The following is a 25,860-nucleotide window of genomic DNA, read 5'->3' as shown; positions in this document are numbered from 1 at the left end:
ACCAGCAGCAACGGTGTGGTATATTTGTTCCACATTCACCCTAATGGAAGAAGAGTAGAAGATGATACGTGGCTATCGGGTAGAACTTGACCTCAATAACGAGCAACAGACGCTTTGCCGCAAACATGCTGGGGCCTCTCGCTGGGCCTACAATTATGGCCTACGCCGCAAACGAGAGGCATACAAGGCAGGGGAGAAAACGCCCACCGCTATCGATTTGCATCGGGAAATCAACGCCCTCAAAGCGTCCATGCCCTGGATGTATGAGATCAGCAAGTGTGCCTTTCAAGAGGGGTTGCGTGACCTGGACAATGCCTTCAAGCATTTCTTTCGCAAGTGCCGTCTCAAAAAAGAGGGCAAGTGGAAGGGGAAATGTGGCTATCCTCGCTTCAAAAGCCGTAAGAAGGCTATTGGCAGTGCTCGCTTTACCGGCTTCATCCATGTCTATCCTGATACCATCCAGTTGCCCCGTCTTGGCTTGCTTCGACTGAAAGAGCACAACTACGTGCCGATGAACGTCAAGATCAGTTCTGCGACCCTTTCTGAGCATGGTGGCCGCTGGTATGTCTCCATGTGCGTGCACGAGGAGCAAGCCGAGCCAACGCCTGCAACCGGAGAGGTGATCGGGGTTGACCTGGGCATCAAGACGTTAGCCGTCGTCTCTGATGGAAGGACATTTGACAATCCCAAGGCACTGAGGAAAAAGATCACGAAATTAAAACGGGTGTGCAGGCGGCATTCACGCAAGAAGAAAGGCAGCAACAATCGCAAGAAAGCGCAACGCAGACTCGCGCGCATGCATGCGCGCATTGCTCATGTGCGTCAAGATACTCTGCATAAGGCGACGAGTGCTCTGGTGGCGAGAACCAAGCCCAATCATGAGCGCCCGGCTGCTCTTGTGTTGGAAGACCTCAACATTTCAGGCATGCTCAAAAATCGCAAGTTGAGTAGAGCGATAGCCGACGTGGGCATGTACGAGTTCAGACGGCAGATTGAGTACAAGGCGGCTTCGGCTGGAGTGCGGGTCGTCATCGTATCCCGCTGGGAGCCGTCGTCGAAGACCTGTAGCTGCTGTGGCACGGTGCGCGAGAAGCTTGGACTCAATGAACGGGTGTTTGTGTGCGAGGACTGTGGCTATGTCACTGACAGAGATTATAATGCCGCGAAGAACCTCGCACGATTAGCAGAACATGAGAACTACCGTGAGTTACACGGAAAGTAATACGCCTGTGGACATCATGTCAGACTTGAGACATCAAGCAATGGTGGTTGAAGCAGGAACCAGACATCGTTTAGGCATGTCCTAAATGTCTAAGTTCTGGATAACGGTTTAATGATCTCCTCATCGAGGCGGTGAACGATACCTTCTGGATAGGGCGCGCGCAAACTCAGAATGAGATGGGTCGCGCCTGCCTGGGCATAGCTGCGTACCTGGTTGCGAGTTTCCTCTAGGTCTTCGGGATAGACCAATACTTGGATTGAGCGCTGAATTGTTTGTGGATCTCGTCCAATGGCGGCACAATGGCTATCGAGGACGGCGCTCTTCTGCTGAAAAATCTCAGCGCCGCCTCCCACGAAGTTCCAGATAGAGGCATACTGAGCAACGATGCGCAGGGTCAGTTTCTCACCCGCTCCGCCAATAACAAAGGGCGGATGAGGCTTCTGTATGGGTTTGGGTTCACAGTAAGCGTCTTTTATTTGATAGTATTTGCCTTCATAGCCTGGCGCGGTTTCGGTCCACATCCGTTTAATGATCTCGCATGCCTCGCCAAGGCGCCGTATACGTTCTCCAGTAGAGTAAAGGGGGATACCATAGGAGCTGTGCTCACGCTCATTCCAGCCCGCGCCGATGCCGAAATCCAGACGACCCCCTGAAATAATATCTACAGTGGCTGCCATATTGGCCAACACTGCCGGATGCCGATATGTATTACCTGTCACCATCAGGCCCAGGCGTACGCGTTTGGTTACAGCCGCGTAGGCTGCCAGCAGCGTCCAACCCTCCAGGCAGGGACCTGTGAAATCCTTCCCCAGGGGCATAAAGTGGTCGAAAAGCCAGGCGTGTTCAATGGATGGGATACTATCGGCCTCCTGCCAGACGCGGAGCATATCCTCATATGTCGTATGCTGTGGTACCGTTTTGATGCCAAAGCTCAGCTTTTTACCTGCCGTCATTATGACTCCTCTTGCTCATAAATAGAGTACGTATACAATTTGCTCGCGAAGCGTTTTAATCTGGAGAGGACAACGGGCCCCCATCGTTTCCTTCCTCAGCCTCAACTAGAGTATACGGCGAAAAGCAGCAGAAAAAACGTTCAAAGGAACGATGTGCATAGGGGGAACAGTATGGTAATATAAGGATGCAAAGAATGCAAATGTTATTTGTCAAATTTCGGGCTTCATAATTTCGGACTATGCTTGCATGGAGTTGTGCAAGGCTGGTTCTGTTTTGCGTGGGAGGCCGTAGAAGGCGGGCTCCAGGCGGGAGGGGTGGATTTTGCCGCTGAGACCGAAGAACTCGCAGAAGTTCATGATAAGAGGGCTCCATTTCTCGGGATCGATATAGTTGCTTGTGCCGGGGACGAGGAGGTCTTCCGCGATGTGGACGCGGAGAATGCGCATCTCGATAGCCTTGATGCTTCCATTCTGCTCGTCAAAGGCGTGTACCTGCTCGACCTGCGCCTCCAGTTGGACCGGGCATTCGGCTACGAGTGGCGCGTTGACGAGGTCCGCAGGGATGGGGGTTAGGCCTGAGATATCGAACTTGTCCGGCTCATAGCGATAACCGATCTCTGCCTTGGATTCAGGGACGGGATTGCTCCCTGTGGTGAGGGCCAGCCGGTCGACCGCGCCGACAAGCTCGGTCGAGGGGAGGTTGAGCACGCCCTGGCCCTCGCGCAGCAGATTCTCCACCGTTTTTGATCTCCCACTCATTCCCAACATGCATGATTGGTTTAGCCACCAGGCTGAGGACATCGGGGCGAGATTGAACGATCCATCTGGATTGCGTGTGCTGATGAGGACGACGGGCGTGCCAAAGTAGAGAATTTTCGGTTCGATGACTCTATGCATTAGGATAGCTCCATTCTTTGTGCTTATGCGAGGATAGGCCATGCCAGCATGGCCCCTACATGTTTCAGGTGTGGTATAAGGCCATGCCAGCATGGCCTCTACATGTGCCAAGCATACGGCATAAATGAATGGGAGACTATCTGATTCTTGCGCTTCAAACTTCCAGGCGGAGAATAAACTCCTCGGTCTCCGCGCCACGGGCGTTGGCATAACCCTTGCCCTCGCCGCAGATGGTGTAGCCGCACTTCTCCAAAACGCGGCGTGAGGCGAGGTTATCCTTCGCCACGCGGGCAAAGATGGGGCGTACCTGCATAATCTTCAGAAAGGCCGCCAGGGCCTGGGTGGCGATGCCCTGGCCCCAGTAGGACTTGCCAAGCCAGTAGGTGACCTCTGGCCCCTCCATCTCTTCATCTCGATAGCTCGAGACGCTTCCTGCCACCTGTTCCCCAGAAATAATAGTCTTATTCGTGGTGCTCTCATCCTTGAGAATCTTCTGCCAATGGTGCATAAAGGCTTCGCGGTCAGTTGGGTCTTTGGTCGTGAAGGCCGCCATATAGTTGGCCTCGGGATCTAGCTGCTGCTCGTAAAAAATGGGGAGGTCGCTTGCGATCACGTCGCGCAGGAGAATTTGATTGGTCGTGGAATCTGGTGTGGGTTGGCTCATTTTGTCTCTGCCTTCCTGACTGCTATTCTATCCTGATGAACATTTTTTCTATGTTCGCTTTATTCTATCACATACAGGAGAGGCCTTGCTCATTCTTGTAGCATAGCATAAGCGTCAATCTGGGCGCATCGGGCGAAATGCCGGTGTTTTCCTCTGGCATTTGACATATACTTTCTCTACCTATGTCTCTCGATGATATAGTGCGTCGAGGAAGGTTGAAAAGAGGTTGATCCAGGTCTTGAAGTTGATACTTTTTTAAGAGGAAGGTGAGGATTTATATGGGCAAGCCGTTACTGGTAATTGTAAATGGTCTCCCTGGGGCTGGAAAGACAACCCTGGCCAGGCGCCTGGGAGCGGATACGCACCTTCCAGTCTTCTCCAGAGATGGGATATTTGAGGCGCTTCATGATGGCCTTGGAGGCGCGAGCAATAAGCTACCCTCACAGCTTGGCTCCGCCTCTTTCGCCCTGCTCTATTACATTGCCGGTCGTTTGTTAGCAGCAGGGCAATCCCTTTTGATCGAGGGCTTCTTTGGGCGCCCAGAATTGAGGGGCGCCGAGTTCCTGCAACTGCAAAGCACTTATGACTTTGAGCCACTGCAGATTCTCTGTAAGGCCGATGGCCAGGTCCTGCTGGAACGCTTCCTGGCACGGGTGGAGAGCGTAGAACGCCACGCAGGCCACAGTGACCTGGAATGGCTTGAAGACAACAAAGAGCGGCTCTTACAGGGAGAGCTTGCGCCCATGTCGCTTGGTGGCCAGGTAATTGCAATCGACACCACAACACCGCAAAGCATTGAGTATGCCGAGCTCCTCCAGCAAGTGCGGCAGGCCCTTGCAAACGACCGCGTCCGCTGATATTGCATCATTACACGGCCTCTGCACGATGTGATAGGATGAAAAGGCCTATTAACTACATCGGCGCCTATGTTATCAGAGAATAAAGCGATTTTCTCTTTCTAAGGAGGATAGATGACCTACGCTTTTACGCACACTGATCGTGCCAGACAGCGACTAGAAGTGCTCGCGGAAGTATATTCTGCGTCAACAAGCCTCTTTTTGCGCGAGTGCCTTGAGGAGACGCCCTCTCTTGTGATAGATCTGGGATGTGGACCAGGCTGCACAACACACCTGCTTGCAGACACTCTTCAAGCAAAACAAGTGATTGGCCTGGATCTCTCTCCAAGCTTTATCGCCTCTGCACAAAAGACTGCAACGCCTCATATCTCGTTTGCTTGTCATGATATCACTGTTGTACCCTTTCCCTACAGCCCGGCGGACCTGATCTACTGCCGCTTCCTGCTGACTCACCTCCAACAGCCCCAATCTATCATTGAGCGTTGGGCGACACAATTGCAACCAGGCGGTTTCTTGTTGATAGAAGAGACGGAATGGATTCATACACAGCATAAATTGCTTGCCCAGTATCTAGAGATCGTTGCGACCATGCTAGCTCATCAAGCAAATAATCTGTACATAGGACCATCCTTAGAGGCGCTAACACAAAGCAATTCCCTTCAAATACATAGAAATCGGGTGCAGGCCGTCAAAGTGACGACGGCACAAGCCGCGATGATGTTTTGGATGAATATTCAATCCTGGAAACACCAGCCATTCATCCAACAACACTACTCCCCTGACCTGATCAATAGCATAGAGGAGGATTTACGGGTCCTCACACAAGTCGCCGAGAGAGACGACGAAATTGAATGGGGGATACGACAACTAGCACTTGTGCATATATAACTGGTCCGTTGATACTTTTTTGTGTGTTATACTTGAGTATATAGATTGAAAGGCTGGAACTTTACTGTGCTGCTTTAGTCATTGCATGCCTCTTGAGAGGCGATAGGGGATAATTACTTGCGGATCGTTTGGGAGAAGAGTCCATGCCAGCATGGACCCTACAGATGAGGCATGTCCGCGAGCTATTACTTTTCCTTTTGGCAGGAGGGTTGTTGTGTTGCGCCCTCTCTGTGTCACGCAATGACTGGAGTTTGATGCATGTTTGATTTTGATGCCGAGTTGGCCGAGCGCTATGGCGCCTTTACTAGCTATACGTCTGCTGTCTCCCCTGCTCTCGTCGAGTATTATGGCGAGAATCCCACTGCTGAAGTTGATCGCTTGCTGGACCTGTATGCCACCTCGGAGCGTAATGTGCTGGACCTGGGGTGTGGTGCGGGACAGACCCTCTGCCGCCTGGCGCCAAAGGTGAAGCATATCTGGGGCCTGGACCAAAATCAAGAGCTGCTGGCGGCCACACGCTTGCGCACTGAGCGCCTGGGCCTGGAGAACGTAACTACCGTGTATGGTAGTATTTACGATGCTGAAGCCATTGCCAGTCTGCCAGACGATACCTTTGACCTGGCCTATAGCCGCCGGGGGCCGAATTTCAGCGAGCAACTTATACCTAAGTTGCGCCAGGAAGCCATGGTGGTGCAGGAGTTTGTCAGTGGTTTCGATGGCTATCCGCTGGGCGAGATCTTTGGCCGCAGGCACTATACACCCTACTACTACACCGATCACGAGTTGATTATAAGCACATACGCGGAGTTGGGACTCTTCCCAGTAAGCTCCAAGGTGTACTTCTACGAGGAGTACTTCCGCGATGGAGAGCACTTTGAGGCCTACCTGAAGCAGATGTGGGCCATGCTCAGCAACTGGCGCCTGCCGCCATGTCCATATGAGGCCGCTCGCGACTGGGCAGCGCTCGACCTCTACGTACGCTATAACACGACGCCAAAGGGCGTGCGCCTCCTGCGCCAGCGCAAGGTTTACGTCCTGCGCCGCGTCCCCGTGGCCTTCTATCCCTGCCAATAATTTTATGTAAGGGAATGCGCTACTTACGTACGCGCCTACGCTGGGTTGCCTGGTAAAGGCAAAGGTTGCATATTGCTTAGCAACCGGGGGGATGCCCACCTGCGTAGGCGCGTACGTAAGTAGCGCTTGTTCGCTTACTGTGTCACTACAGGCATGGTCACGCTTTGCTGACCAGTAGCGGTTTGCAGCGTTTGTGTCTGCTGTACAACGTTGTCGTAGGTGGTAAGCGTTAAGGGACCCAGGGGCCTGGTGACAGGCATGCTGGTATTGGTCTGTACCTGGAAGGTCAGTGCGGTTGGCATAGGATCTGTTGTAGAAATGGCTTGCTGGGTGAAGATCTGATCTCCCTGGTTGAGAGCGGTGAGCTGACAGGTGGGATTGTCTTTGGCCGAGCCAGCGGGATCAAAGAGAAACTGTGTATTGTAGAAGGTGCGTGCCGCTGCTGGTCGGGTCTGCTGAACCTGCCAGCGGGTTGAGAGCCACTGAAGCTGGTTATCAGGCGTGTGCAGGACCTGCGCGGAGGAGCTTAACGCCTTGAGGTTGCTGCTGAATGTGCCTGTTACGGGCGCGGGCTCAGCCTGGGCGGTCAGCAGATACATATTGTAGGGTTGCTGGCCCAGGCGGGGTGGGCGGGCGACAAGCGTGGCGTGGGTATACTGCTGGATAAGCTGGTTCTGAATAGCATTCCTCGGGTCAGCGATATAGAGGACTGAGCCAGCCTGTGAGCCGGGCAGGACGGTACACGTGGTCGAGTCATAGAGTGTGGCCGGGGTGTGCAGTTGCTCCGCCAGGTAGCGCAGCGATTGTCCATCGGCAAACGTGGTCGAGATATAGATGCGCTGAATATGGTGGACCTGGGCAAACTGATCTGCTTCATTTAAGGCCGGTTGCATAGACGAGAGATTCTCATAGCCCGGGTAGGCGGCATGCGCATCAAAGCGGCCCTGAGCCGTATCGATCAACATTACAGACATGCCCAGGGTTTGGGCGAAGAGGATGAGAGCAACGAGCGTAAGCAGGCCAAAGCGTGCGATAGCCGTATATGTGGAGCGATATTGTTGCAGGAACTTCACAGCCCTGGTCACAAAGATGGCAATCAAAATAAACTGACCTGGCAGGTACATGATGTAGTAATGTGGATAGAGAGGAATCGAGCGACGTAGGAGTGTCAAGGGTAGAATGATTTGCCAGATGAGAAGGAGCAAGAGGCCCTGGCGAGCAGGTGATGCCCAGAAATTCTTCAGCCAGCTCCAAACCTGCCCCTTGATACCCTGTGATGCCTGTGTCGCCTGCTCTTTCCTGGGGGACCAGATGACGGTAATCAATGCGCTTACGGCGCTGACCACGAAGAGCAGCGGCATCACCTGCTCGCTCTCAAAGCGGAGGGGACGCTGCAAATAGTGCAGTGGTGTGCTGACAAGTACCGAGGTTGGATAGTTTGGCAGATGATTCACGCGCAATGCTGGACTCATAAAGTAGGCGGAGAACAAGTATTGATAATAGTCGATGGTTTGTGTATCGAATTGAATGGTTCTCTTGGATGCATTGAGCAGGATCTGAATGTCCTGGAAATTGTTCTGAAATTCCCAGTAGATAAAGGGCGTGATGACGAGCAAGATGACCAGCGCAGCCAGCACAATTTCGTGCCAGCGAATGGTCTTATACGCCAGAACGCAGGCTACTAGCAAGGGAATGACGAGCAGCAGAGAACTGCCATGAAGCTGATAGAGCAGGCCCAGCAGGACGAGTGCCGGGAAGAGCCAGTTGCCTCTCCTGGTTACGACACCACGAAACAGGCAGAAGAAGAAGAGCATGATCAGGGGGGGCATCAAGTTTTGCTGCCAGATATTCTGACTGTATGCCCGGGCCATGACGGAGGTGACATAGAGCAACGCGACAAGGATCGCGGCGAGCCGTCCATAATACTTCCGAGTGAAGAAATAGGAAAGAAAGATTGCCACGACATTGAAGAGCGCGACTAGCATCTCGCCTCCCAGCGGGTCCGCGCTAAAGGCGGCGGGTAGCATAAAGATATACTCAACGAGGGGAAAATTAAGATTTCCCAGCGAGGCCCGATTGCTGGTAACGGGGAAGAGCCCATGCGCAAAGGCGTCATGGGCCATACGAAAAACAATCGCCTCGTCATCCATAAATGAGGTTGTGTTAAGCAGATAAAAGCGAAAGAGAATCGCTAACAGGAGAATGACATAGAGCTCCCAGCTTTTCAGCCAGGTTAATAGAGAACGAGCCCTTTTGGCCGGGGGAGCTTGCTCATCGCTCTCCTGGAGCTTTAGGGATGCCAGGGACATGAAATAACCTCCGATTATTGTCATATTTACTCGCTTACTGCATCTTTACAGGCATGGTCACGCTCTGCTGACCAGTAGCGGTTTGCAGCGTTTGTGTCTGCTGTACAACGTTGTCATAGGTGGTAAGCGTTAAGGGACCCAGGGGCCGGGTGACAGGCACGCTGGTACTGGTCTGTACCTGGAAGGTCAATGCGGTTGGCATTGGATCTGTTGTAGAAATGGCTTGCTGGGTGAAGATCTGATCTCCCTGGTTGAGAGCGGTGAGCTGACAAGTGGGATTGTCTTTGGCCGAGCCAGCAGGATTAAAGAGAAACTGGGTATTGTAGAAGGTGCGTGCCGCTGCTGGTCGGGTCTGCTGAACCTGCCAGCGGGTTGAGAGCCACTGAAGCTGGTTATCAGGCGTGTGCAGGACCTGCGCGGAGGAGCTTAACGCCTTGAGGTTGCTGCTGAATGTGCCTGTTACGGGCGCGGGCTCAGCCTGGGCGGTCAGCAGATACATATTGTAGGGTTGCTGGCCCAGGCGGGGTGGGCGGGCGACAAGCGTGGCGTGGGTATACTGCTGGATAAGCTGGTTCTGAATGGCATTCCCCGGGTCAGCGATATAGAGGACTGAGCCAGCCTGTGAGCCGGGCAGGACGGTACACATGGTCGAGTCATAGAGTGTGGTCGGGGTGTGCAGTTGCTCCGCCAGGTAGCGCAGTGCCTGCCCGTCGGGAATCGCGGTCGAGATATAGATGCGCTGAATATGATGAGCCTGGGCAAACTGATCCGCATCGTTTAAGGCTGACTGCATAGATCCGAGATCGTCAAAGCTGTGCCTGGTAATATTCGCATCGAAGCGGCTCTGAGCCGTATCAATCATCATGATCGATATACCCAGGGTTTGGGCGAAGAGGATGAGCGCAACGAGCGTGAGCAGGCCAAAGCGTGCGATTGTTGTGCCAAGGGAGCGATGCTGTTGCAGGAACTTCACAGCCCTGGTCACAAAGATGGCAATCAGAATAAACTGACCTGGCAGGTACATGATGTAGTAATGTGGATAGAGTAGAATCGAGTGCCGCAGGAGTGTCAAGGGTAGAATAACCTGCCAGATGAGGAGGAGCAAGAGGCCCTGGCGAGCAGGCGATGCCCAGAAGTCCTTCAGCCAGTTCCAAACCTGTCCCTTGATACCTTTTGCCGCCTGTGATGCCTGCTCACGTCTTGACGGCCAGATGACAGTAAGCAACGCGCTTACGGCGCTGACCACGAAGAGTAGTGGCATCACAACCTCGCTCTCAAGGCGAAGGGGACGTTGCAAATGGCGCAGCGGCGTGGTGAGGAGTATCGAGGTTGGGTAATTTGGCAACTGGTTCACGTGAAGGGTTGGACTTATGTCCACACGAAATGCTGGACTCATAAAGTAGGCAGAGAGAAAGTATTTGTAATAGTCGATAGATACTGTGTCAAAATAAACAGTTCTTTTTGATGCGTTGAGCATGATCTGAATATCTTGAAAATTGGTCTGAAATTCCCAATAAATAAAGGGGGTGATGATGAGCAAGATAACCAGGGCCGCCAGGACGATTTCATGCCAACGAATAGTCTTATATGCCAGGACACATGCTACTAGTAAGGGAATGACGAGCAGCAGAGAACTGCCATGTAGTTGATAGAGTAGCCCCAGCAGAACGAGCGCCGGAAAGAGCCAGTTGCCGCGCCTGGCTACGACACCACGAAACAGGCAGAAGAAGAAGAGTATCACCAGGGGCGGCAGTAAGTTTTGCTGCCAGATATCTTGACTGTATGTTCGGGCTGCAACGGAGGTGACATAGAGCAGCGCGACAATGATTGCGGCGAGCCGTCCATAATACTTATGGGTAAAGAAATATGCGAGGAAGATCGCCACGACATTGAAGAGCGCAACCAGGATATGCCCCCCAATGGGTCGCCACTAAAGGCGGCGGGTAGCATAAAGATATACTCAACGAGGGGAAAATTAAGATTTCCCAGCGAGGCCCGATTGCTGGTAATAGGGAAGAGTCCGTGTGCGAAGGCGTCATGGGCCATGCGAAAGACAATCGCCTCGTCATCCATAAATCCGCCTGTTTTAAGCAGATAAAAGCGGAAGAGAATCGCTAATAGGAGAATGGCATAGAGCTCCCAGCTTTTCAGCCAGGTTAATAGGGAACGAGCCCCTTTGGCCGAGGGAGCTTGTTCATCGCACACCTGGGGCTTTAGGGATGTCAGGGACATGAAATAACCTCCGGTTACTATGAAAAAATTGAGAAGGGTCTGGTTTCTGCGGCAATGAGCGGTGTTCTGTAGCCTTATAGTGGCATTTATCTATTCAGTTCGTAGAACGGTTGAGGATATTTTGTAGTAACCAGCCTTAGACCTTTGGAATTAGTAAGAGCATCTCCAAGAAATAAGGTTCTCATGTTTGTATGCGTAACAGATGGCATTTCTCCCACGCTGCTTGGCCTGGTACATTGCCTGGTCCGCGTACTCCAGTAACCCCTCAAGTGTTGTGCTATGAAGTGGTGCAAGCGCAATACCAATACTGGCGGTAACGGAAATAAGGGCTATGTTGTTCTCGCTCTGGGAGATAGGTAACTGAAAGGTGAGAAGCGCTTGGATTCGCCTGGCGAGTACGAGCGCCTCCTCTAGCGTTTTATCAGCACTTATCAGGGTAAACTCCTCACCGCCATAACGCCCCACGAACTCCTGAGGTGTCAGAGCCGAGCGGAAGCGCTGACCAATCTGCACAAGTACGGTATCGCCCGCGATATGTCCCCAACGATCATTGATCTGCTTGAAACGATCCAGGTCAACAAAGAGGATCGCACAGGTACGCTGCTCAGAGAGGCAGGTCGTAAGTATCTCCTCCATCTTATCCATAATGGCACGGTGATTTGGTAAGCCAGTTACCGGGTCCGTAAGCGCGGCCTGAGCCTGCTGCTGGTAGAGCCTTCCTAGCTCTTCAAGCAGTTGGTGGCGGTAATGATATGCCTGATCGAGTTCTTGCCTCATCTGTCGTTCCCGTTCCATCAACAACTTTTGCTCACGGAGAAATGTTCTCAGACGAGGAGACTCGCTCCCAATGTAGCTAATGCCAAGCGTGCTGAATACGACCAGCAGAATGAGAATGCTCCAATGCGCACCCGAAATGTAATTGGCTATCCAGGAGACGGTCAATACGCTCCAGCTACCTGCCAGGGTCGCGCTTATGCCCACGAACGAAATAAGCGAGACCGCAATGCGCTCTCGTCGGAGACGGTGCGTAGAACGGTGTGGACGAAAAAGCAGTATTATCGGCAGTAGAAACATAACGATCATAGAACCTGACCAGAGCACGCTTGAGCTTGCCAGGAAGACCTGTGAAATAATCTGTGCCGTCTCTCCTAGCTGATTAGGATTTTCAAAAAGTAGTGGCAGTATAAAGAAGGAGAGGAACATGAGACAGGCCGTCGCGATGGTCTGTACGCTAGTACTGTAGATTGGAACACCAAAGCGATTGAAGCGAGCGAGCAAGGCAGGGAGACGGCGATGCTGGGCAAGCAAGAAGAGGGCACGCGAATAGAAAAAGATCGAGGTTGTCAGCATAATCCCATAATTACAGAGCTGTATCCAGCGGAAAAGGACTCCGGGCCCGCTACCCAGCTTGAGCGAGATCACCTGTCCCGCGGTAAGCAGGGTGCTCTTCTCCGTAGGAGGGACCAGGATGAGCAGGGAAGCGGAGATAAGAAGATAGCAGAGCCCGATGATGATCGCGCCCCACCAGGCATAGCTTGAGGGATGCGGGCGCCCGGAGTGTGCCTGGCGGACCTCAGACCAGAGGAAGATGGGGAAGGGAAGGCCTGATAGGGCAAAGATTATCTCGCCATAGAGAGGCGATGTTGTGTTATTGAGGTGCCAGCTAGAGATGAGCAAGAGAGGCGAGGAGGCCTGGCTATGCCAGAGAAACCAGAGTGAGATGCCCCCAAGCCAGAAGCAGGCTACAATCGTAAAGAGGCAGGCGACAAGGAGAAAACGGAGCAGGAGGCGCGTGGGAAAGCAGGCCATAAATCCCGCCAGAAAGAGCATGCCTAGTAAGAAGATGCTATTGCCCGCAGGGGTTTGTAGCCAGTAAGGCAGGCTATCCTGAACGGAGCCCGCCAGGCCGATTAAGATCCCTCCAAGCGTTTGAATACTGGGGAACCAGACATTAAAAATAACAATAAAGGTATAACGCCCAAATAGGTGCTCGACCCAATCATAATAGCTCCCCCAGTGTGAGAGGCGGCTGGTGAGCCACTGTATGATAAAGGCGGACGGAAGGAGAAAGCATACGATGCCGACAAGTAAAGGAAGTAAGGCGCTACCTCCGGCAAACTGGGCATATGCAATAGTGTCGATGAGCAGTACAAAGTTTACTACAAGTACAATCAGGTCGCGTGTGCTGAGTATAGCTGGCAAGGATGGTAGGGGTGAGGGCTTCTGTGAAGATGTAAGCATAGTTCAAACCTGCTCATCTCTAGTTGACGCGATACAGATACAATTTCGCCCAGCTTGCTTTGCCTGATACATGGCGAGATCTGCCAGTTCCAGGAGAGTCGCTTGTGTTGTCGTGTGTAGTGGGTAGAGGGCTATACCTATACTTATTGTAACGACAATGTTATGCGTCTGCCCTTCTGTGTGCCAGGAACAGGGATGGCGCGCCAGGGTGAGTTGAAGCTGTTGTGCCATCTCGCTGGCCTGCGCAAGCGTCACATTGTGGCATAGTACGGCGAACTCTTCGCCACCATAGCGACCAATAAAATCTCCTGCGCGTATCCCCGCGCGTAAGCGCTGTCCAACCTCGTGTAAGATTGCATCTCCTGCCCGGTGTCCCCAGCGGTCATTGATGTTTTTAAAATGATCCAGGTCCATAAAGATGATGGCAAAGGGGGTTGTAGCTGCCTTGAAAGCTGCCTCAAGGGCGTTCATCACAGCCCGATGATTAGGGAGGCCCGTCACGGGGTCGGTGAGCGCGGCGAGTGCCTGTTCGCGATAGAGGCGGTCCAGCTCTGAGAGTAATACCTCCTGTTGTTGATACGCCTCCTGTAGTTGTTCACGCAAGGTTTGCTCTTTTGTCGTCTCATCCTGTTGATAGTGCGCCAGCGTGCGCAGGCGTGGCGACTCGCCGCATAACCAGCTTAAGAGCAAGATGACGAGCACAACGATAAGCACAATGCTGCTCCAACGTTTGTTGGAGAGCGTTGTGATCCAGGAAGCAGAAAGCGTGGTCCAGATACCCAGAAGTGATGCGCTGACCCCCATAAGCGCGACCAGGAGCAGGAAAATATGTTTGGGCCGCACACGTAGAGACAACTCATGCTGTAAGGGCCTATGATAGACGATCAGGACGGGCAGTAGAAAAATTAGGACCATCGAACCTAAAAGAATCACACTGGCTCCCGCCAGCAGGATCTGGTAAGCATTGCGTGTCATCTCCACAAAAACAGCGTTCTCGCCAAACAGAGAGGGGAGCAGAATAAAACCAAGCGAGAGCACGATACCAATCACCAGTGCCTGTAGGAGCAGGCTGAGGAGGGGGACGCCTGGAAGATAGGCGCGCGCGAAGGAAGAAGGGGCACGCTGGTGCTGAGCCAGGGTTACCAGTAAACGAGCGAAAAGGAACATGAAGACCACGGCCTGGAAGATAGCCGCGCCAGCGAGTACAACTACAGCCAGAGGGGCCAGGCGTGAGCCTAGTTCCTTGAAGGAGAGTTCGAACCCCGCTTGTAGTTCATTAGTAGGGTGAGAGAAGAGGAAGACAGACGCACTCATTGTCGCGAGTAGATGGAGGAGAAGCGTGATGACGCTTCCCCACCAGACATAGCTGGAGGCCCGGTGTAGCCCTGCCTCTCCTCCGCGCACCTCATTCCCAAGAAAGAGAGGGTGATTAACGCCAAGGAATGAGAGCATAACCACACTATAGTTATGCTGCACATTGCTGTTCATCAGGAGCCAGTTTTCAGGTTGAGTCCAATGCTGGGCCGAGTGGTGGCCATGAAGCAACCATAAGAGGGCATCTACGCCTAAGATAATGTAGAGAGCACAGTAACAGATGCAGGCATAAAATAAAAGTTTTTTTAAGTGAATAAGAGGTATACAACTGATACCCGTGACAAGCAAGAGCACTATCATCATCGCTATGCCTTGCTGAACAGGCATCGCAAGCCATCCTGGTTTGAGAATGCGCAGATAACCCACTGTATTTTCAATGGACGCGGCGGTAAGGATCATGCCTGTAATCCACACGCTAAAGGTAGCGATAAAACCAGGCACTGTACCAAAGACAAGACTGGTCCAGGCATAAAAGCTTCCCTGTCCCGGCAAGCGCTTTATTAGCCATTGGAGGACCAGGGCGGCAGGGAATAAGAAGATACATGCGCCAAGTATCCAGTAGAGCAGAGCCGAGGGCTCTTCTATTTGCATCAGCATCACGTCTGAAAAGACCACCACATCAAAGAGCAAGAAGACCACAAGGTCCCTTGCTCCCAGTACTGGAGGGAGTTGCTGGATTTCCCTGGAAGTAGGATGATAAAAGTTAGAAATATATCTTCGCATAATTAATTATGTCGTCGTGGGACAATAGATATCCTTATCACTGCTGTTTATAGGAGCTGACCAGGGGAATTTAGGGAACCAGGGCTACAATGTAGGTTTGAACCAGGATAATGCCGCGAATGCTGGCAACCAGGTCAATAACGCGGGGACATCTTCCGGGAAATCTCCCCCTAAGGGCCAGGGAAATAAAGACCAGATAAATAATCTAGTCAATCAGGGCTCTGACAACAACAATGCCACCAACTATTATACCGGAACCAATCAGGGGAACACAGGGAACCAGGGCAATAACCAGGATAATGCAGGCAATAGCGGAAACCAGGTAAACAATCAGGGAAGCACGGTTGAGTATCAAGTCAACCATAATAGTTATCACTTATTACCCAACCTGGACCTCGATTTAAAGCTCAAAACACACTAGCGCTTGAGCACCAGGGATTGAAAGCGCCAATCTGAATTTGTGATTGAGATAGATTTGAAGGAGACAATCTCAAAAAAGGGTGAGACGGCCTCGCGCATGAACTCGTCGGTGTGATGGGCAAAGAAACGGGATGGTTTATGCGAGTCTTCCTCATGTATACCCTCCTGCTCGTTGCCGCCGTAGACGCCAAGGAAGAAGAGCCCGCCTGGGCGGAGGAGGTCGCGCAGCTTCTCCAGCACACTGGGGAGATCCTTTGTTGGCACATGGAGCAGGCAGTTGAGCGCGTAGATCGCGTCGAAGGAGGCGGGGGGGAAGTCCAGGCTCAGGAAATCCATGACGTGAGCCTCCAGGCCCTTCTCGCGGCATAGTTCGACCATAGCAGGCGAGAGATCGGTGCAGACGACGCGCAGGCCCTGCTGCTGAAAGAAGAGGCCATCCGTGCCGGTTCCTGCTCCCACCTCTAGCAGTGTTTGCTTCCCCTCACGTTGTAAGAGGTCGAGAAAATCCTGCCGCTCGGCAACCTTCCAATCCTCTTTTTTGGCCTGGTTGCGCTTGCTGGCACTCTCGCGATTGTAGGCTTCTTGCAAAAGGGTCGTGACCTGTTGGTAGTCCATAGATACTTGCATCCATTCTTTCTCACTGTTTGTCATCGGCTTCTTGCGCGTTACAGCTCAATTATTGTAACACATACCCACTGAATAGTCTGATACGATTGAATATGATTTTGTCGCGCGTTTTTGAGCTATGCGCTTTCCGAACTTGTTGGAAGAGGCAAGGCGACAAAGAAGGTCGTGCCCTTTTCTGCCGAAGACTCTACCCAGATGCGTCCGTTGTGCGATACAACAATTTCTTTACAAATGGCAAGTCCCAGCCCCCATCCGGATGTCGCGGAGGATCGGGCTTCAGGACTCCGATAGAATGGCTCAAAAAGGGTTTTCTGTTGTTCTTTGGTAAGCACAGGGCTTTCATTGTGAACTGCAAGGATGGCCTCTCCTGGTCTCTGGCTCACCTCCACGAGTATGGACGTATTCTTAGGTGAATATTTGAAAGCATTGCTGACCAGATTGGTCACGACCTGAGAGAATCGTCTGTCGTCGACTTGCACGGTCACAGGATCGGCAGGAAGTCGCAGATCGATTGAACGACCTACCAAAGCCTGTTGTTCTTCGACAACCCTCCGGCACAGGCAACCTAGCTCACAGGATGCCAGGTGCACCGGCATCTTCCCTGAACGCAACGTATTGATATCGAGCAAATCATTCACTAGCTCCGTTAACCGCCGGGTCTGTTCATCCACTTTACCCAGAGCGTCGTACATGGGAAGCCATTCCGGATTCTGTATGCATTGCTTCTTCGATCGGTGCAGGAGCAATTGTACATACCCTTGAATACCCGTCACCGGTGTTTTCAGTTCGTGGGAGGCCATTGAGAGAAACTGATCTTTGACCCGATCCGCTTGTTCGAGTTGAGCATTGCTCTCCGCCAATTCCTCAGCATGTTGAGAGATCGCCTGGTTAGCATGGAGAAGCTGTTGCCGGTAGTTTTTCTGAACGACGATCAGACCCAGGACAATGAGCTGGATGAGAATAAACGGCGCGAATGAAACAATATCGGGCCAGAGGAAAAAATCAATACCTCCTAAAGGAGGGACAATCCAATAATCGAGAGCAAGGATTTCGAGAAGCAAAGCCAGCAGTGCTGGACCGATACCCCAGAGCCATCCAACCAGAAGCATAGCGATGACAAACGGCGGCTCAATAAAACGATCCTCAATACCCAAAGATTTCTCAGACAGGGGAATCAAAAACGCGCCGGCGGTAAAGAGAACAGCAAGAGGATAGCCAAGGAGAGGAGAATGCCGCCACGAGTGACGGTGGTCAGCTTGTCGATGCTTTCGTTGCTTCTCATTGACTTTCATTGCCTACCTCAAAAATAGAGGCCTCATGCCAGTTGCTGATGACGGTATGCGAGACCTCGTACTCACGACTGAGTTGGCCCAGGTACTTTTCGCCGCTTATCAGGTGTCGAACAATATGCAGTTTTTCTTCTGGGCTTAATGGTCGTTGAGTCATGATGTTTGCTCCTAGCTTGCTCACAGTATATCTCTCAAGGGAGGAATTTGAAATCTGAGCCGGAGTGGCTTTTGAGGAGCAGCCCACCCTGCCGCGTCACCAGCGAAGGAGGTGCGCTACTGACTACCCTAAATGGTGAATTCACAACATCTGTAGGGTCCATGCTGGCATGCACTGCGAGCGAAGCGATCTGCTTGCGCTCGGGTCTCGGCCTGCGGGCCTCGGCAGTCCATGCCAGCATGGACCCTACATCGACGAACTACGTGAATCTACCACTAAAGGGCACAAGGTACGCGCCTACGCAAGTCCTTCATCCAGCACACTTGCGTAGGCGCGTACGTCAGTAGCGCACGTTTATGTATGTATGAGACGCGATTACGTATTTTCGGGCATGATGTCTTCCTCCTCAGTTTTTGTTGTCGTAATTGATTGCTTCCCGCGAAGGGTTCGAGCGTAGAGGTAGAGGGCGGGAAGCAGTAGCAGCCCGGAGAACAGGAGAGCGGGCCGGGTTGTCAGGGCTGTAGCCAGCGCGCCAATGAGCAGCCCACCTGCTATCGCCGCCAGCGCGCCCACCAGGGAGTTAAACGAGAGAATGGTGGCGCGAACGCTGGAGGGCGTATGCTGATTAATCCAGGCTTGCCGGAGAGGAATGCGAGGTCCATTGGCGGTCGTGAGGAGCCAGAGACCCGCCAGGGCCAGGACAAATTGTCCGGAGAGGGCAAAGAGCACAATACCCAGTAGGGTGGCGCCCTCAATGAGCCAGAGGCCCCAGGCCACGGCTCGCTGGTTGTTGGTATCAAGGCGGCGTTTAGCGATCTCTATCCCGACGATATTTGTCAGGGCAATGACGATCTCGATAACACCAAACCAGGTGATTGAGGGCAGATTGCTTATAGTTGGAAAGGCAAAATTGTGCAGCAGGTGATATTGCCATAGGCGCCCAAAGGCCTCTCCCACAACCCCCGAGAAAACACCTGTTCCCAGGATAACCAACAATGTGGGGTGGAAGCGGACCAGGCGGAAGCCCTTCACCAGTGTCTGCTGCATCTGGCGCCAGGATGAGCCGGATTCCCTGGTGGCGGGCTTGAAGCGACGCTCCGGCATGATCACGGCCAGTAGCAGGCCGAGGGCCAGGTAGCCGCCTCCACCTACAAGCATAGGTAGATTCAGGTGGATGCTGCCCAGACCTGCGCCAAGCGCTATGCCCGGCAAGGTACAGAGCCAGCCAATCTGGGTCGCGCGCAGATAGAGCGAGCCTACCTGCTCGCTTCCCAGTTCATCGGCGATCCAGGCTGCGTCAGCGCCATCCATCAGCGAGGACCCCAGGCCCCAGAACGCCTGGGCGGCGAGCACAGCTGCGAACGACGGAATCCCGCCCTCGATCAAGAAGCCTAGTCCAATGATAAGCAGTCCACTCACCACCGCCCAGCGGCGGCTATACATATCTGCCAGCACGCCCGTTGGGGCCTGGCACACAAAGACCACCAGTTGATTAACCATACCAGCCAGGACGAGTTGGAAAGGATTAAGCCCAATACTTTGAGCCTGGTAGATCAACTCAACCGTATAGACAACGGCCACAAACAGCGAGGAGATACCCCTCAAGAGCAGGTATATAGTGGCAACACTATTGCGTGTTTGCATCTCAAAGCCTCTGATTCTTATAGTCATGAAATCCCAAAAACATCTTTAAAAGGCAAGAGGAGAGAGGTTAAAGGGATACAATGAGGCCAGGTGAGCAAACACGAAGGGGATGACGCTACTGAAGTACGCGTCTACATATAAAGGCGCGAGATGCTTCTCTCGTCATATGCAATGCGAGCGGGGCTCTGGTATGTAATCTCTGCCGTGTTTGTTTGACCTCAAAGTAGCCCAAAGCGAAAAACAACAACATGCAGAAGATACCTACCTTTCTTGCGAGCAGCCACCCAGGCCGCTTCTGTCTAAGCGATACTATAATGCTTTGATTGTACCCAACTTCGCGCCCTTTTGCAAGGTAAAATAGATGCTCATGGATAAAGAAAGACTCCCCTCTCCCTTTTTGCCTCAGTCCACGCTCTATGTGCGCGCCTCGTATGGCGGCACGGGTCTGGCTCAGCATCTGATGTGCCAGGCCCAGCGTTGGGCAGCCACGAGTGGAGCAGCGTGCATACAGTTGTATGTCACGACCAGCAATGAGCATGCCCGTGCCTTTTACCGCAAGTGCGGATGGCAACCAGAGCAGGAGATCTGGCGTCTGGAGATGCAAGGACAGGGGCCGATGGAACCGCTCGGCGATCTATCATTCAACCGTAAATGTGTTTTCTGAGATATACTATCCTTATGCAATCGAATAGTTGCAAGTTAAAAAGAATGGAAAAGTGGAGTAATTCACAAGGAGGAAACACCTTAGCTGCGTGTGTACCTTGAGAGCACCATTTCAGCAACATAGCACAAGCAGCATCCACCGTTTGCGTTTTCTCCTGTGTATGGCGTTTTCAGGGTCGCAAACAGGAGAGGGGAACATGCGATGACAGATTCACAGACGCACCTGGTCTTAGTGGCCCTCGCAGATCCAACGCGCCGTTTGTTGTTCGAACAGCTCTGCCAAGAAGGGTCTGGGACAGCAACGAGCTTTGCTGCACGTTTACCAATCACACGCCAGGCAGTGACCAAGCACCTGACGATTCTGGCGGAGGCCGGCCTCGTGGTAGTCCACGAGGCCGGTCGAGAACGGCGGTATACGCCACATCCAGAGGCCTTGCAGTCCGTCACAACCTGGATTGCGGCCATCGAAGCACGCTGGGATCATCGTTTGGCTGCTTTGCGGAGCTATTTACTTGATGAGCCACGCACACCATCCACCCCGGAAGAAGAGAATGCCACCATGGCATCACAGAAGGAAAGGATTGATGAGCATGACCCAAATGATTGAAAAACAACGTGTTATCTATGCCACACCGATCAACAGGTGGAAATCCCAACATTAAACGGCTGATGTCCACTGCATGGGCGAAGCACTAGCTGCTCTGTGAATGGCCATTCTGCCAGAGTGATGCCTATATAACCCTGGGGATATTTATCCGTAATTGAGGAGGATAAATGTCTCTGTTTATTGATTCTATGGGAAAAGGAGGCACTGGTATGAAGCCGAAACCTGGTCATCTCGGCCTGAAGTATGCCGAACAATTTAAGGATAGCAGCATTGCTGAGGCGTATCACCACCGACCGCCTTATGCTGATGAGGCCATTCACAAGCTCGTTGAGCTTATCTCCGACGAGCCACGGACGGTCCTCGATGTGGGCTGCGGCACTGGGGACCTGGCGCGTCGGCTTGTAGGCCTGGTGGCGCGCGTTGATGCCGTCGACTTTTCGCAGGCTATGCTAAACGAGGGGCGAGCGCTCCCCGGCGGCGATCATCCTCACCTGCGCTGGATCTATGGGCGTGTGGAGGAGGTCGAGCTACAGCTTCCCTATGGGCTTGTCACAGCTGGAGAAAGCCTGCATTGGATGGAATGGGATGTGGTCATGTCCCTGTTTCACCGCATCTTGACCCCACATGGCTACCTGGCGATTGTTGAGCGCGGACACGAGCCTGCACCCTGGAATGAGGGACTCGGGGCACTCATTCAGCACTTCTCCACGAATAAAGAGTACCGCCCATACGACCTCATTGAGGAACTGGAAGAGCGTCACCTCTTCCAGAAACAGGGAAGCTTTCGTACACATTCGAGCGTCTTTGTACAATCTATAGAAGACTATATTTACTCCCTCCACTCGCGCAATGGCCTCTCACGAGAACGCATGGACAAGGCCGCGGCACAGACCTTTGATGCAGAAGTTAGAAAACTGCTCACACCCTTCCTCCAGGATGACAATCTGACGCTGACTGTGTTCGACGAAGTTGTATGGGGAATCCCTCTGGCGGAGAAGCGAGTGCTTGTTGTTTAGAAAGAGTAGGAAGAAGGTCGTGAATGAAGCTGGATGGATACGGACCCAGAGTAGATGCGCCGTTTACAAGCGCCGTCCGCTCTGCATATAATGGCGTAGATATGCAAAGACGAGGAGAGACAAGGCATGGATTATATTTCGCGCCCATTTGGTGGCGCAGAGGATCTGGAGCGCTTGCGACACTTGTACGAAGGTATGCGGCGTCTACAAGCTCTAGGAGCCACGCGCGTCGGCGTTAACACCGGCTATGGTAATGACCCTGCCAGCCGTCTCTATGAGTCCGTCGGCTTCCAGCGCGTCGCGCTCGACTACAGCTACGTGAAGAAGGTTTGAGCCTGCTACTGACGTATGCGGCTACTTGAGGCCGGCCTCAAGTAGCCGCATACGTCAGTAACGGGCTACAGGTCGGGAGCCTGCAGGCCGTGCATGCCCAGGGTCAGGGAGACCTCGCCGCCGTGATGGATATCGTGCTCGATGAGGTGCCAGATGATCCACTGGCGGGTGAAGGTCTCTGGCTCGTCGCCAGGATCGTTCTGATAGGTAATATGCCAGTCCTCCTCCGTCCATCTGGAGATTGCTTCATACATGACGCTCCAGGTTTTCTCCAGTCCGTGGACCAGTTCGGCGGCGCTGCGTTCAGGCGCATCCCGCCTGTCCCAACCTCCCATACTAATAAACTCTTCGTCTCCTATCCCCATCATCTGGTGGAACCAGCGCGCACGCGCGCCAATGACGTGACGCAGGATGATATCGATTGAGCGCAGGCGGGGATCGGCGCGCTGCGTCAGCTGCTCAGAGGTCAGTGGTGCGATGGCTTTAATGATTAAATTCTGATAGTTCAGCCAGTTTTCGTAGAAGACCGCGAGGGTCGAGCCATTCTCGGGCATGGATTCGAATCCTTTCAATGAGGCTTATGGTATTGTTCCTACATCTTTCCCTTATTGTACCAGAGAAAGCGGACACTATCGCTCCTGTTAGCGCTTAACCTGGTTATGATTGTGAAGGACTGGCTGCCTGGCACCTGCCAGGCAGCCAGTCCTTCACAATTTTATCTTCCCTTGACAGAAACCGGTTTCTAACTTATACTTTTCACAACAACACAGTTGTTTACTAGGAGTGTATCGCGAAGAAGCGGGAGCGTGGGCATGCAGAAAAAGCTGACCATTCAGGATATTGCGCGCCTGGCAGGCGTATCGAAGGCCACGGCTTCGCGTGTGCTGAACGGCAATCCATCCGTGAATGGCGAGTTGCGCGCGCGTGTTATGCGCGTGGTTGAGGAACATGGTTTTGTGCCTAATGCTACCGCGGTTAGCCTGGCGGGCGGAAATACGCACCTGATAGGGGTACTGGCTCCTCCCCTGGTCTGGCCCGCTCTACCCGAGATTATACGTGGCGTCGCCGAATATATCGAAGATAGCGCGTATGAAATCGTCCTCTACAGCATCAACTTCGCCAATGCCGAGTGCAATCACTCTGAAGTGGTCAAGCGTATTTTGAATCTGCACCTGGTCTCCGGTCTGCTCGCTATCTTCACAGATGAACTCATGCCTCAGATTACCCGCCTCGCGCAAGATGGTTTGCCCATTGTCCTGATCGATGACCAGGAGGAGCCTGGACACATCCCCTGGGTGGGTATTGATAACAGGGAGAGTGCTCGCACTGCGGTCCGCTATCTATTGGAACTTGGCCACACACGCATTGCGCATATTAGTGGCCCACAGCATTACTACTGGGCGAATGAGCGCTATAGGGGCTACTGCCAGGCATTGCAGGAGGCAGGGATCGCGCCTGAGCCTGAACTGCTCCTTCAGGGCGGTTTTGAGCCGCTGCATGGTCGCCAGTGTGCCGAGCAATTGTTCGCACGTGAGCGGGCGAGCTGGCCCAGCGCCATTTTTGTCGCCAATGATCAGATGGCCTATGGCGTGCTGGAGTACGCGGAGCAGCAGGGAATCCGCGTCCCAGAAGATGTGACGATTGTGGGCTTCGATGATAATCTGCTCTCTGCCTATACGCGCCCTCCTTTAACCACTGTACACCAGCCCTTCTCTGAAATGGGTCGCAGAGCCACCGAGCTGCTCTTGAACATGATCGACCCCCAATACCTCGCTGGCCCAAAAGCATCGCAGCAAGTCCAGGCGCCAACAGATTTCCAGCTCTCCGAGTGGGATCAACCTGTGCACCTGCAACTACCAACCAGCATGGTGATTAGAGCATCCAGCACTCAGGCATCCCTGTCCGTCAAGACTTAGAAGATAGCCGGGGTAAAGGGGTGTGGTGGTGGCTGGCGGGCTACGCCCGCCAGCCACCACCACACCCCTTTACCCCGGCGAGCCACACAGTGGCGAGAAGTCCATGCAAGCATAAACCCTACAATAGCTTGTCGCGTAGTCATCATGTTGTCGTGTTTTTTCGTTGTAATGTTTTACCCGGAAAGGGGGTGGTTGCAACCACAAACAAGCTGTATCTAGCAGCGATCTCGCGTATGACCCATCTCCGCAATAGCAGAGCTGAAGGCACAGGAGCTGTGCCAGTAGCTCAAATACAAGGATGTTGATTTGCTATAGCCGATAATGTCATCGGAGAAGGAGCAATCCATGCAAAGCAATTTTGTTTCCTCGCGACCGCCAGGACGGCGGCGCACCTTCCACATCGCGGCACTCCTACTTATTGCCGCTCTGGTTTTCGCCGCTGTAAGTTTTTTCCCCTATGGTAAGACGTCAAGCGCCCAGGCTGCTACCTGGAACCAGGTCTTCAACGAGGATTTCAATGGGGCCGCTGGTACCGGTGTAAATACAAGTACCTGGAAGTATGATACTGGCACGGGCTGGGGTACGGGCGAGATTGAGAACATGACCAACAGTACGTCTAACGTCTCCCTGGATGGAAGTGGACATCTCGCGATCACCCCAAGGCGCGACGGGAGCGGAAACTGGACCTCCGGGCGTATCGAAACGGTACAGGATAACTTTGCCGCGCCCGCTGGCGGTCAGTTGAAGATTACCGCCTCGCTGCAACAGCCCAATGTCTCTGGCTCGGCGGCTCTGGGCTACTGGCCTGCCTTCTGGACCCTGGGAACTCCCTATCGCACAGACCATAACTGGCCTCATGATGGCGAGATTGACATTATGGAGGATGTCAACGGCCTGAGTTCGGTGTATGGCACGCTGCACTGCGGCGTCTCGCCCGGCGGTCCCTGCAATGAAACCACGGGTATTGGCAGCGGTCAGCGGGCGTGCTCAGGCTGTCAGACTGGCTACCATACCTATACTGAGATCATTGATCGCAGTGTCTCCCCAGAGCAGATTCACTGGTACCTGGATGGCGTCAACTACTTTACGGTCAGTGCCTCGCAGGTGGACGCGACGACCTGGTCCAGTGCCGTCGATCATGGCTTCTTTATCATCTTCGATCTCGCCATCGGCGGTGGCTTCCCCAACGGTGTCTCCGGCACCAATACGCCCACCTCCGCGACCCAGCCCAATGTGCCGATGCTCGTTGACAACGTTCAGGTCTATACCTCGAATGGGACGGCTCCCACGCCCACACCGACGCCCGTCGGATCTACACCCACACCCACGCCCACACCCAGTGGTGGCTGTACGGGAAGCACTTTCACCCAGGGTGCACAGAGCGTCAACTCCAGCACGGGCCTCCTCTGGTTCCAGCCTTGTAGCTGGACGGCGGGCTATGTGATCGTGCACTATATCGTGGGCAGCAACACCCAGCAGAACGTCTATATGAGCTATAACAGTGGAACCGGGCACTGGGAGTATAGCGTTGGCGGCTTTAGCGCAGGCCAAACTGTCAAATACTCCTTCACCTACCAGAAGAGTGGTCTCCAGTATGATACTGGCTGGTACACCTGGACGCATCCATAACCAGGTTACCGAAAGTTCTTAACAAAAAGGGAGCCGGGAGAGATCCCGGCTCGCCTTATCTCTGTAGCTCCTGTAATTAGGGTGACTCAGTAGATAGGTGAGGGAAATAACTGACTCTTACAGGA

General features: G+C 53.2%; 24 protein-coding genes. 11 read left to right on the top strand and 13 right to left on the bottom strand.

What is annotated here, in order from left to right; translation table 11 throughout:
• The first annotated feature begins 61 nt into the window (after window positions 1-61).
• Entirely contained in the window at window positions 62-1,222 is a 1,161-nt protein-coding gene (locus tag KTE_RS30665; RefSeq protein ID WP_201388233.1) for an RNA-guided endonuclease TnpB family protein, read from the top strand.
• An 89-nt stretch (window positions 1,223-1,311) separates the two neighbouring features.
• On the opposite strand, the gene KTE_RS30660 is transcribed toward KTE_RS30665, so the two are convergent.
• The 3 genes from KTE_RS30660 to KTE_RS30650 all read right to left on the bottom strand — a co-directional run bounded on the left by KTE_RS30660 (window position 1,312) and on the right by KTE_RS30650 (window position 3,736).
• Window positions 1,312-2,175 carry an LLM class F420-dependent oxidoreductase gene (locus tag KTE_RS30660; RefSeq protein WP_201388231.1) on the bottom strand — a complete coding sequence of 288 codons (864 nt, stop codon included), beginning with the start codon at window positions 2,173-2,175 and terminating at the stop codon, window positions 1,312-1,314.
• Between the two features lie 237 nt (window positions 2,176-2,412).
• Window positions 2,413-3,072: a flavin reductase family protein gene (locus KTE_RS30655; protein WP_201388229.1), complete on the bottom strand. Its 660-nt coding sequence runs from the start codon at window positions 3,070-3,072 to the stop codon at window positions 2,413-2,415.
• 154 nt (window positions 3,073-3,226) lie between these two features.
• Complete coding sequence (locus KTE_RS30650; protein WP_201388227.1) at window positions 3,227-3,736, bottom strand: GNAT family N-acetyltransferase; 510 nt, start codon at window positions 3,734-3,736, stop codon at window positions 3,227-3,229.
• Window positions 3,737-4,014: 278 nt separating this feature from the next.
• On the opposite strand from KTE_RS30650, the gene KTE_RS30645 reads away from it, so the two are divergent.
• The 3 genes from KTE_RS30645 (at window position 4,015) to KTE_RS30635 (ending at window position 6,555) form a co-directional block, all read left to right on the top strand.
• A complete protein-coding gene (locus KTE_RS30645) occupies window positions 4,015-4,593 on the top strand; it encodes an AAA family ATPase (protein ID WP_201388225.1) in 579 nt (192 codons plus the stop codon).
• Between the two features lie 114 nt (window positions 4,594-4,707).
• Entirely contained in the window at window positions 4,708-5,481 is a 774-nt protein-coding gene (locus KTE_RS30640; protein WP_201388223.1) for a trans-aconitate 2-methyltransferase, read from the top strand.
• Between the two features lie 258 nt (window positions 5,482-5,739).
• Complete coding sequence (locus tag KTE_RS30635; RefSeq protein ID WP_201388221.1) at window positions 5,740-6,555, top strand: class I SAM-dependent methyltransferase; 816 nt, start codon at window positions 5,740-5,742, stop codon at window positions 6,553-6,555.
• Between the two features lie 134 nt (window positions 6,556-6,689).
• Here the strand turns inward: KTE_RS30635 and KTE_RS30630 are convergent, their stop codons facing one another.
• From KTE_RS30630 to KTE_RS30615, 4 genes are all read right to left on the bottom strand, one after another.
• Window positions 6,690-8,864: a glycosyltransferase family 39 protein gene (locus KTE_RS30630; RefSeq protein WP_201388219.1), complete on the bottom strand. Its 2,175-nt coding sequence runs from the start codon at window positions 8,862-8,864 to the stop codon at window positions 6,690-6,692.
• A gap of 34 nt (window positions 8,865-8,898) precedes the next feature.
• Entirely contained in the window at window positions 8,899-10,770 is a 1,872-nt protein-coding gene (locus KTE_RS30625; protein ID WP_255553042.1) for a glycosyltransferase family 39 protein, read from the bottom strand.
• 476 nt (window positions 10,771-11,246) lie between these two features.
• Window positions 11,247-13,337: a diguanylate cyclase gene (locus tag KTE_RS30620; protein ID WP_201388215.1), complete on the bottom strand. Its 2,091-nt coding sequence runs from the start codon at window positions 13,335-13,337 to the stop codon at window positions 11,247-11,249.
• Between the two features lie 3 nt (window positions 13,338-13,340).
• The gene (locus KTE_RS30615; protein ID WP_201388213.1) at window positions 13,341-15,434 is read right to left on the bottom strand and encodes an amino acid permease; all 2,094 of its coding nucleotides are present in this window, start codon (window positions 15,432-15,434) and stop codon (window positions 13,341-13,343) included.
• A 97-nt stretch (window positions 15,435-15,531) separates the two neighbouring features.
• On the opposite strand from KTE_RS30615, the gene KTE_RS30610 reads away from it, so the two are divergent.
• Window positions 15,532-15,855 carry a hypothetical protein gene (locus KTE_RS30610; RefSeq protein ID WP_201388211.1) on the top strand — a complete coding sequence of 108 codons (324 nt, stop codon included), beginning with the start codon at window positions 15,532-15,534 and terminating at the stop codon, window positions 15,853-15,855.
• On the opposite strand, the gene KTE_RS30605 is transcribed toward KTE_RS30610, so the two are convergent.
• From KTE_RS30605 to KTE_RS30590, 4 genes are all read right to left on the bottom strand, one after another.
• A complete protein-coding gene (locus tag KTE_RS30605; RefSeq protein WP_201388209.1) occupies window positions 15,852-16,469 on the bottom strand; it encodes a bifunctional 2-polyprenyl-6-hydroxyphenol methylase/3-demethylubiquinol 3-O-methyltransferase UbiG in 618 nt (205 codons plus the stop codon). The two genes, KTE_RS30610 and KTE_RS30605, sit on opposite strands and share 4 nt — an antisense overlap.
• A gap of 128 nt (window positions 16,470-16,597) precedes the next feature.
• Entirely contained in the window at window positions 16,598-17,773 is a 1,176-nt protein-coding gene (locus KTE_RS30600; protein ID WP_201388207.1) for a sensor histidine kinase KdpD, read from the bottom strand.
• On the bottom strand, window positions 17,760-17,927 hold the full coding sequence (locus KTE_RS30595) for a hypothetical protein (protein ID WP_201388205.1): 168 nt from the start codon (window positions 17,925-17,927) through the stop codon (window positions 17,760-17,762). The genes KTE_RS30600 and KTE_RS30595 overlap by 14 nt, the downstream gene beginning before the upstream one ends.
• 375 nt (window positions 17,928-18,302) lie before the next feature.
• Window positions 18,303-19,571 (bottom strand): MFS transporter, encoded by a 1,269-nt coding sequence (locus tag KTE_RS30590; RefSeq protein ID WP_201388203.1) that lies wholly within the window; start codon window positions 19,569-19,571, stop codon window positions 18,303-18,305.
• Between the two features lie 367 nt (window positions 19,572-19,938).
• Between KTE_RS30590 and KTE_RS30585 the strand changes: the two genes are divergently transcribed.
• From KTE_RS30585 to KTE_RS30570, 4 genes are all read left to right on the top strand, one after another.
• The gene (locus KTE_RS30585; protein ID WP_236600743.1) at window positions 19,939-20,235 is read left to right on the top strand and encodes an N-acetyltransferase; all 297 of its coding nucleotides are present in this window, start codon (window positions 19,939-19,941) and stop codon (window positions 20,233-20,235) included.
• A 201-nt stretch (window positions 20,236-20,436) separates the two neighbouring features.
• Complete coding sequence (locus KTE_RS30580) at window positions 20,437-20,841, top strand: helix-turn-helix transcriptional regulator (protein WP_201388198.1); 405 nt, start codon at window positions 20,437-20,439, stop codon at window positions 20,839-20,841.
• A gap of 209 nt (window positions 20,842-21,050) precedes the next feature.
• Entirely contained in the window at window positions 21,051-21,857 is an 807-nt protein-coding gene (locus KTE_RS30575; protein ID WP_201388196.1) for a trans-aconitate 2-methyltransferase, read from the top strand.
• A 126-nt stretch (window positions 21,858-21,983) separates the two neighbouring features.
• Window positions 21,984-22,190 (top strand): hypothetical protein, encoded by a 207-nt coding sequence (locus KTE_RS30570; RefSeq protein ID WP_201388194.1) that lies wholly within the window; start codon window positions 21,984-21,986, stop codon window positions 22,188-22,190.
• 65 nt (window positions 22,191-22,255) lie between these two features.
• Here KTE_RS30570 and KTE_RS30565 read toward each other — a convergent pair whose 3' ends face one another.
• A complete protein-coding gene (locus KTE_RS30565) occupies window positions 22,256-22,744 on the bottom strand; it encodes a DinB family protein (RefSeq protein ID WP_201388192.1) in 489 nt (162 codons plus the stop codon).
• 258 nt (window positions 22,745-23,002) lie between these two features.
• On the opposite strand from KTE_RS30565, the gene KTE_RS30560 reads away from it, so the two are divergent.
• On the top strand, window positions 23,003-24,106 hold the full coding sequence (locus KTE_RS30560; protein ID WP_201388190.1) for a LacI family DNA-binding transcriptional regulator: 1,104 nt from the start codon (window positions 23,003-23,005) through the stop codon (window positions 24,104-24,106).
• On the opposite strand, the gene KTE_RS30555 is transcribed toward KTE_RS30560, so the two are convergent.
• Window positions 24,103-24,252 carry a hypothetical protein gene (locus tag KTE_RS30555; RefSeq protein ID WP_201388188.1) on the bottom strand — a complete coding sequence of 50 codons (150 nt, stop codon included), beginning with the start codon at window positions 24,250-24,252 and terminating at the stop codon, window positions 24,103-24,105. The genes KTE_RS30560 and KTE_RS30555 overlap by 4 nt on opposite strands.
• Before the next feature lie 199 nt (window positions 24,253-24,451).
• Here KTE_RS30555 and KTE_RS30550 point away from each other — a divergent pair, with 199 nt between their 5' ends.
• A complete protein-coding gene (locus KTE_RS30550) occupies window positions 24,452-25,735 on the top strand; it encodes a glycoside hydrolase family 16 protein (protein WP_201388186.1) in 1,284 nt (427 codons plus the stop codon).
• Window positions 25,736-25,860: the final 125 nt, after the last annotated feature.

It is taken from the genome of Ktedonobacter sp. SOSP1-85 (assembly GCF_016587415.1).
Taxonomy (GTDB): Bacteria; Chloroflexota; Ktedonobacteria; order Ktedonobacterales; family Ktedonobacteraceae; genus Ktedonobacter.
The sequence above is the reverse complement of the archived record's forward strand: the minus strand, read 5'-3'. Positions and strand labels throughout refer to the sequence as shown.